Source organism: Protofrankia sp. Cr2 (assembly GCF_963555885.1).
Lineage (GTDB): Bacteria > Actinomycetota > Actinomycetes > Frankiales > Frankiaceae > Protofrankia.
In genome coordinates, this window is sequence record NZ_CAUVXG010000028.1 from 32,577 (window position 1) to 40,741 (window position 8,165).

Sequence of the window (8,165 nt, forward strand, 5' to 3'; positions counted from 1 at the left end):
GGCCGAGCTGCACCGAGGCGATCCCGCCCCACGCCTGCGCGAAGTCGCCCGAATCGAGTGCCTTACGCGCCGGCGTGGCCGGCGAATGGTCGGTCACCACCCCGGCGAACAGCCCCTCGGCAAGCCCCTGCCACAGCATGTCCCGGTTGCGCTCCCCGCGGATGGGCGGCGCGCACTTGTACAGGGTCGCGCCGTCGGGAACCTCGTCGGCGGTGAACGTCAGATAGTGCGGGCAGGTCTCCACGGTCAGCGCGATCCCGGCGTCACGGGCGGTGAGAACGTCGTCCAGGGCGCCCGCCGCGGACAGGTGCAGGACGTGCAGGCGGGCACCGGTCGCGGCCGACAGCGCGGCGAGCCCGGCCACCGCCTCGGTCTCCGCGGCCGGTGGACGCGAGGCCAACCAGCTCGCGAACGTCCGGCCCGCCACCGGCGGCGCGGCGGCCAGGACCGACGGTGACTCGGCGTGGACGACGGTCAGCGCGCCGAGTCGGGCGGCGCGGTCCACCGCGACGGCGAGGACCTCCATGGACACGTGCGGGAACTCCGCCACGCCCGACGGAGCGAGAAACGCCTTGAAGCCGAACACCCCGTCGTCGTGCAGGGCCGAGAGATGTGCGAGGTCACCGGTGTCAGCGCCGATGATCCCGCCCCAGAAGCCGACGTCGACCGCTATCTGACCGGCCGCCGCGGCCCGCTTGGCCGCCAGCGCCGCGACCGAGGTCGTCGGCGGAATGGCGTTCAGCGGCATGTCCACGATCGTGGTGACGCCACCGGCGGCAGCGGCCCGGGTGGCCGTGGCGAACCCCTCCCACTCGGTGCGTCCGGGTTCGTTGACGTGGACGTGGGTGTCCACGACCCCGGGCAGCAGGGCGAGGTCCCCGAGCTCGGTGACGCGCGGGCCGGCTGCGACGGCCGCCGGAGGCGTGACCGCGGTGATCCGCCCGCCCGCGATGTGGACGGCGGCCGGCCGGACGCCGTCTGGGGTCACGACCCGTGTCGACCGCAGCACCATTGGGCGTTCGGGAAACTCGGGGCGTTCGGGAAACCCGCGCGGGGTACCGGTCATGGGCCGACCATGCGTTCGGGACCGACCATGCGTTCGGGACCGATCAGATCATCGGGACGGATCGGTACCCGGCGCAGGTCACGGCCGATCGCGGCGCGGACCGCCGCCACCACCGCCGGGGTCGCCGAACACGTCGGCGCCTCCCCCACCCCCTTGACGCCGTAGGGCGCGCCCGGCTGCGGGTAGGTAAGCGCCACGAAGTCCAGCGCCGGGATGTCAGCGGTGGTGGGCAGGACGTAGTCGTGGAACGTGGGGTTGCGCACCACTCCGCCCTCGACCACGAGCTCCTCCATGAGCGCGAGCCCGAGCCCCTGGGCGGTGCCGCCCTCCACCTGGCCACGCAGCGCCATCGGGTTGAGGACCATGCCGACGTCCTGGGCGAGCGCCATCGACACCACCCGCACCAGACCAAGATCCACATCCACGTCCACGACCGCGCGGTGCGCCGCCACGGCGAACGCCACGTGTATGTCGCCCTGGCCGTCCGGGCCCAGGGGCTGGGTCCGCCGATGGCGGAAGACCTCCACGGCCTCGACCGGTCCGTCGGCGGCGAGCGCGTCGGCAACCGACATCCGCACCCCGGCCTCGCTGGCGACGATCTCGCCGCCGACGAGCGTCAGCACCCGCCGCGGTTGCGCGACCACATCGGCGGGCAGGCCCAGCCGGCCGGCCACCCGGGCCAGCAGCTTGGCGGCCACCGTGACGGCGGCGGCACGCACGGCACCACCGCTCATCCACGTCTGGCGGGATGCGCTGGTCGACCCGGCGCTGCCGATGGTGGTGTCCGCCGGGGCGAGCAGTACCTGGTCCACCCCGAGTTCGGTCCGCGCGATCTGCCCGGCGATCGTCACGAAACCCTGGCCTACCTCCGCGCACGCGCTGTGCACGACGACCCGCGGTGTGCCGTCCGGCCCGAGCTCCAGGCGCACCCGGGCGGTTGCGGAGTCGTCGAAACCCTCGGAGAACAGCAGGTTCTTGTATGCCAGGGCGTAGCCGACACCACGGCGGATCCGGCTCGGGTCGGACCCGGCCAGCCGCCCGCCCGGCAGCGACGTCACCGGGGTGCGCTGCGACACCGGCGGTGGCAGCGGCCGGGCCGCGACCGTCGCGATCGCCTCCCGCGACGGCATCGGGGCAGCCACGATCTGGCCCGTGGGCAGCACATCGCCGGGTTCGAGCGCGTTGCGGCGACGGAGCTCCACCGGGTCCATGCCCAGGGCGTCCGCGAGCCGGTCCATCTGCGCCTCGTGCCCGAACGCCACCTGGGGAACCCCGAAGCCGCGCATCGCCCCGCACGGCGGGTTGTTCGTCCGCACCACCCAGCCGTCCACCACGACGTGGCGGACCCGGTAGGGCCCTGCCGCGTGCGTCACCGCGTTGGTCAGCACCGCCGGGGATGATGACGCGTACGCCCCACCATCCATGATCACACGTGCGTGGACGCTGACGAGCTGCCCGCCGCGGGACGCGGTGTGACGGAACCACAGCCGAGCCGGATGCCGGTGCGGATGGCCGAGGAACGACTCGACCCGGTCGTAGCGAATCCGCACCGGCTGCCCGGTGACCCGCGCCAACAGCGCGCCGTGGATCTGGAGGGTGATGTCCTCGCGTCCACCGAACGCTCCGCCGACCCCGGCGAGGGTGAGCCGCACCCGGTGCTCGGGGATACCCAGACATGCCGCGACCTGCTCGCGATCGGAGTGCAGCCACTGGGTGGCGACCCGCATGTCGACACCGCCGTCCGCCGCCGGCACCGCCAGCGCGGCTTCGCAGCCGAGGAATGCCTGGTCCTGCATACCCACCACGTAGGAGTCGCTGACCTCGACCTCGCCACGGGTGTCCGGGTCGCCGTGCCGCAGATGGATCTCGCGGAAGATGTTGCCGTCTGGATGCAACGGATCGGCGTCAGCGCCGGCGTCCACGATCCACTCGGGATCGGTCACCGGCGGTAGGGGCTCATAGTCGACGTCGATGGCGGCGAGCGCCCGAGCGGCGGTGCGGGCGTCGCGCGCCGCGACCGCGGCAACCGGCTCACCCTGGTAGCGCACGACATCGGCTGCGAACACCGGCTGGTCTGCGACGATCAGGCCGTAGGTCGCCCGGCCGGGTACGTCCGCCGCGGTCACGACCGCCGCCACGCCCGGTATGCGCCGGGCCGCAGCCGTGTCGATCCGCCGGATCCGGGCCCGGGGGTGGGGGCTGCGCAGCGTCCGAGCGTGCAGCATCCCCGGCAGGAAGAGATCACCGGCGTACGGGAACGTCCCGTCGATCTTGGCTGCGCCGTCCGGGCGGGGTACCGACCTACCGACACCCTGATCGGTCAACGTCTGAGCGGTCAACGCCTGAGCGGCGGCGGCCTGAGCAGCGGCGGCCTGAGCAGCGGCGGCCTGAGCCGTCAACGCCTGATCACCGGGTGAACGTGAGTTCGTCATCGGCCCACAGCCTGTCATCGATCACCCGCGAGCGTTCTGGACGGACCGGATGGCGGCGATGATCCGCCCGTAGCCGGTACACCGGCAGATGTTGCCCGCCAATGCCTCGCGGATCTCGTCCTCGTCCGCGCCCGGACGGCGGGCCAGCAGATCGGTCACGGCGACGACGAACCCCGGCGTGCAGAAGCCGCACTGGACGGCCCCGTGGGCGAGGAACGCGGCCCGCACCGCCCGGGCCGGGCCGCCTGTGCCCAGCCCCGCGACGGTCGTGATCTGAGCGCCTGCGGCGTCCGCCGCGAGCACCGTGCAACCCGCGACCAGCCGGCCGTCCATGAGCACAGAGCAGGAGCCGCATCGGCCCTGCTCACAGGCGTCCTTGACCGACATCACGCCCAGCTGGTCACGCAGCACGCCGAGCAGGGACTCCGACAACCAGGCGTTGGTAACCGGCCGCAGCACCCCGTCGATGTGCAGGTGATAGGACACCTGCGGATCAGTCTCGGCAGCAGTCGTAGCCATGACATCACCATCGGTGCCGGTGCCGGTGCCGGTGCCGGTGTTCATATCCGACCCCACCCGCCGGCCTTTCATCCCGCCACATCCAGGGCTACATCCGGACCCGCACCCGACAGACAGCGGCCGACCGCACGGGCCGCGAGCACTCCGACCGCATGCCGGCGGTAGGCCGCGGACCCGCCCACCTCGTCCGGGAGCGGATCGGGCACGACCGCGGCGGCCTGCGCCACGAGCTCGCCGAACCCGGCCGCGACATCCGCGGCGATCGTGCCAGCCGCCCAGTCGATGCCCTGACGGACGAACTCCTCGGCGGCACGCGGGCGCGTCGGGCGGCCCGCAATCCCGCCGATCGCGCAGTTCACCCGCTCGTGCACCCGGTCGACGACCAGCGCGCACGAGACCAGCGCCGTCGATGCAGCCTGCCGCGAACCGATCTTCAAGTAGACCTGCGGTCCGCACGGCCGGGGCAGTCGGACGGCCGTGACCAGCTCGGTCCGGTTCAGTCCGGTTGCCAGGAAAGACGGGACGTCCACTGTCCGCACCCCCTGCACGCTGTGGATCACTACCTCGGCGTCGGCCGCGGACAGGAAGGTCAACAGGTCTCCCCGCGGGTTGGCGGTGCCCAGCGCCCCACCCACCGTGCCCGTGTTGCGGATCTGGGGCGAGCCGACCACCCGCGCCGTCGCCGCCAGCCCCGGTGACAGCGACCAGCCCGTCAGATCGTGATAGGTGACACCGGCGCCGATAATCAGCATGTTCGCGCTGGCCCCGCGTGAGCGCAGCTCCAGGACCCGACGCAGGGCGACGATCCGAGCTGGGTCCCGCCGGCGGGCACGCAGCGCGGGTACCAGATCGGTGCCGCCGGCCAGGAGCTCGCCATCCCCGTCAGCCAGGGCATCGACGACCTCGGCGACGGTCAGGGGCCGGTACATGTGGGTCGTCCGGCCAGCGGCGGGGTCGACGGCCCGGCCAGCGAGTTCACATGAAGCTGTCACGATCATGTAGTACACCTGCTCGCAGCGGATGGTTCATGATCGAGCCGTCTTCGGGACGCCGGGTGCCGCGGGGCACCGAGGCCGTCGGGCCGGGACGCTGGCAGGGATGACGGTCGGCCGCGCGCAACCCACATGCCCACCGACGATAGAGCCGCGAGGTTACGCCCATGTTCACCATCGGCGACGGGAGGCGCCTTCGGCGTTTGCGTCCGGCCGAACCCGATGGGAGCCGACAAGGGCCGGTCACCAACCGCCTTAGCGTGAAATGAACGCCGCTCACCTGCGCTGACGGCGCGTCGTATCCGCCATGTCCCCAGCCGTGCGTGAAATTCCCTAAAGAGCGACGACCATCACTTCAGGTTCATTGATGCCAGCTCGCATGAGATCTCAATCACCATCACTTTGTGTCACGTCCGGGAGGTGAAGTCGAAACATCAACGGGATTGAATCGTCATACTCTGAACATGCGTTTCAGCGAACGCGATCTGACCTGCCATGCGTGCCTGTCATCCGACGGCCCCTGTTCCCGGAGGTGGTTGACGTTCCGCAATTGCTGACAAACACAGATCCCTCTCTTCGACGCGGCTGGCATCCGGTTGCACGGTCATCGGACCTCGGCGACGAACCGGTGCCTGTCCGTCTTCTCGGCGAACACTGGGCGATCGCCCGGCTCGATGACCACGTGGTTGCCTTCGCCGACCGGTGCCCGCATCGGCTGGCGCCGCTTTCGGCCGGCCGTGTCGACGGTCCCGAGCTTGTCTGCGGCTATCACGGCTGGCGTTTCGTCGCATCCGGGGAATGCACGGCCGTACCCGCGCTCGGGCCGGACGTGCCCGCGCCCAAACAGGCCCGCGCCACCCCCGCGTGGGGCGCCGCCGAACGCCACGGGCTGGTATGGCTCGCGCCCGAGGAACCGTTCGCGGACATCATCGATCTGCCTGAGGCGGAGGACCCCGCCTTTGACTCGGTGTGGCTGGATATCGTACTGACGTCGTCGTGTGCCGGCCTGCTCGCCGACAACTTCCTCGACACCGCGCATCTCCCGTTCGTCCACGCTGACACGATCGGCGCGGGCGAGGAGACGATCGTCCCCCCGTACAAGGTCACTCCCGATGGCAACGGATTCCGGGCGCGCATCAACCAGACCGTCGCCAATCCTGAGGACCCGGGCGTGGCAGCCGGTCTGCGACCATTGATTCAGCGCCGCCGGTCGACCTACATTTACCGGCCACCGTTCCAGCTGCGCCTGGTGCTGGAATATCCCGACGCCGGCAGCACCAACACGATCTTTTTCTGTCTGCAGCCTGAGGACACCGACTCGACCCGCGTCTACACCCGTCTGTTGCGCAACGACCTCGGCGGAGACCCCGACCGACTGGCCGATGCAGCCCGTTTCGAGCAGGCCATCCTGGCCGAGGACATCGCGCTTCAGGAGCGATTCGGGCTGGACGGCCTGCCGCTGGTATCCAGTGGGAACGACGGAGCCGGCGGGGACAAGGAGGTCAGCATCCGCGCGGATGCCGCCGGACTGGCGTTGCGACGCGTGCTGTACATACTCAGCGAACGGGCGCGGCGCGGTACGACATCCAGACCGCCGGCCGGAATGCGTTACGCCCGCCGTACCCGGGCGGGTTCCCGCCCCTGAGCATTCCGGAGCATCCGTGGCATCCAGGCCACATCCGGACCGTGGAGGTGCCGCATCCGTTGGTGTCATCGGGCTGCTGAGGGGGCAGCCCGATGACACCAACGGAAAAAGTAGGTAGAAGACGTCGCTATTGCCGCGAAAGTCACCTACTCCTCGTGCTGCCGCCGACCGGGCGTAGGTAAAAACGGTCGTTATAGCGACGAAAACCACCGAACGCCCATGTGTGCGCGGGGCGCCCCGCCGCACCTGGGGTCCGGGGGTCGCCTCCCGGGCAGACATCACGCCCCCGGGAAGCCGACCCACCGTCGGCGAACAGCACAAACCAGCTTGTGGAGGTGGCGGGAATCGAACCCGCGTCCTCCGGCACCGCAACAGGACTTCTCCGGGCGCAGCCTGCTACTTGTTTCTCAGCCCCACCAATCACACAGGCATGCCGGTGTGGGCTCAGTCACTGTGAGATGTCCCATCTGACCCCGTGACCGGGTCAGAGAGTGATCCTCCTAGCGACGCCAGACCCTGAGCCGGAGGAACTCTCAGGCTGACGGTTCCTTAGTACCGCTTAGGCAGCGAGGCTGTAAGCGGCTGGAACAGACTGCGTCTTGTTGGCAGTTATTTCTTTGAGCGGATCGTTATCGAGATAACCGCTCATCCTCGGCCCGCTTCCCCTGCCTCGACGTCCGGAGTCGAAGCCGGTCACCCCCGTGTTCTGTCAGTGTTCGTTCTGTCGAGTGTTGCCCTTGCTCCGATAGTACCGCTGATCACTCTTGCCGCGGGCCGCCTGGACGACCGCCCACCCGACCCAACCTCGGCCGCGTCCCCCATCTTCCCACGAACGCCCGGTTGTCTACCACCCCGGTCTGACGGACGGCGCCCGTACCGCTGGCAAGACAGGTGACGGTGCCCGCACGATGGTCGCCACCGATCAGTGCAGGCTGGCACGGATCAGTCCTCGCGGCCCTTGGCCCGCCGACCCAGCACCCGGGAGACCTCACGGGTGGCGTCCCGCTCGGCCAGCGCGTGCCGCTTGTCGTAGGTCTTTCGCCCACGGGCGAGCGCGACCTCCACCTTTGCCCGGCCGTCCTTGAAATAGATGGACAGCGGGACGATGGTCAGGCCGCCCTCCTTGGTCTTGCCGACCAGCTTGGCGATCTCGTCGCGGTGCAGCAACAGCTTGCGGCGCCGGCGCGGGGTGTGATTCGTCCATGTACCCTCTGCGTACTCCGCGATGTGCATGCCGTGCAGCCACGCTTCCCCGTCGCTGATCTGCGCGAACGCGTCCACCAGCGACGCCCGGCCCGCCCGTAGCGACTTCACCTCGGTGCCATGCAGCACCAACCCGGCCTCGATGGTGTCGAGAATCGTGTAGTCATGGCGGGCCCGCCGGTTCTGTGCGACCAGCTTCCTACCGATCTCCTTCGCCACGTTCGGTGTTCCTCTTCCTGACAGGTTCTCCAGCAGCTTCACGCCGTCTTCGGCCCTTCAGGCTACGCCAGCCACACGGCAGGTCGGCC

Annotated in this window: 6 protein-coding genes and 1 other RNA gene; 1 reads left to right on the forward strand and 6 read right to left on the reverse strand. The window is 70.1% G+C overall.

Going from position 1 to position 8,165, the window contains the following annotated elements:
- From allB to U9978_RS14275, 4 genes are all read right to left on the reverse strand, one after another.
- On the reverse strand, positions 1-1,066 hold a 1,066-nt coding region (gene allB / locus U9978_RS14260; protein ID WP_322761603.1), incomplete at its 3' end, for an allantoinase AllB.
- Positions 1,063-3,498, reverse strand: coding sequence for a xanthine dehydrogenase subunit D (gene pucD, locus U9978_RS14265; protein WP_322761604.1), 2,436 nt, complete (start codon positions 3,496-3,498; stop codon positions 1,063-1,065). The genes allB and pucD, both read right to left, overlap by 4 nt.
- A gap of 21 nt (positions 3,499-3,519) precedes the next feature.
- Complete coding sequence (locus U9978_RS14270; protein WP_322761605.1) at positions 3,520-4,017, reverse strand: (2Fe-2S)-binding protein; 498 nt, start codon at positions 4,015-4,017, stop codon at positions 3,520-3,522.
- A 68-nt stretch (positions 4,018-4,085) separates the two neighbouring features.
- Positions 4,086-5,015: an FAD binding domain-containing protein gene (locus U9978_RS14275; RefSeq protein WP_322761606.1), complete on the reverse strand. Its 930-nt coding sequence runs from the start codon at positions 5,013-5,015 to the stop codon at positions 4,086-4,088.
- Positions 5,016-5,559: 544 nt separating this feature from the next.
- Here U9978_RS14275 and U9978_RS14280 point away from each other — a divergent pair.
- Positions 5,560-6,654 carry a Rieske 2Fe-2S domain-containing protein gene (locus U9978_RS14280; protein ID WP_416210964.1) on the forward strand — a complete coding sequence of 365 codons (1,095 nt, stop codon included), beginning with the start codon at positions 5,560-5,562 and terminating at the stop codon, positions 6,652-6,654.
- Between the two features lie 327 nt (positions 6,655-6,981).
- Here U9978_RS14280 and ssrA read toward each other — a convergent pair.
- Both ssrA and smpB read right to left on the reverse strand, forming a co-directional pair.
- Positions 6,982-7,355, reverse strand: a transfer-messenger RNA (tmRNA) gene (gene ssrA, locus U9978_RS14285).
- A gap of 241 nt (positions 7,356-7,596) precedes the next feature.
- On the reverse strand, positions 7,597-8,076 hold the full coding sequence (gene smpB / locus U9978_RS14290; RefSeq protein ID WP_322751437.1) for an SsrA-binding protein SmpB: 480 nt from the start codon (positions 8,074-8,076) through the stop codon (positions 7,597-7,599).
- Positions 8,077-8,165: the final 89 nt, after the last annotated feature.

Coding starts and splice junctions, on each gene's coding strand:
- pucD (WP_322761604.1), bottom strand. CDS start 3,498: ATGACGAACTCACGTTCACCCGGTGATCAGGCGTTGACGGCTCAGGCC.
- U9978_RS14270 (WP_322761605.1), bottom strand. CDS start 4,017: ATGGCTACGACTGCTGCCGAGACTGATCCGCAGGTGTCCTATCACCTG.
- U9978_RS14275 (WP_322761606.1), bottom strand. CDS start 5,015: ATGATCGTGACAGCTTCATGTGAACTCGCTGGCCGGGCCGTCGACCCC.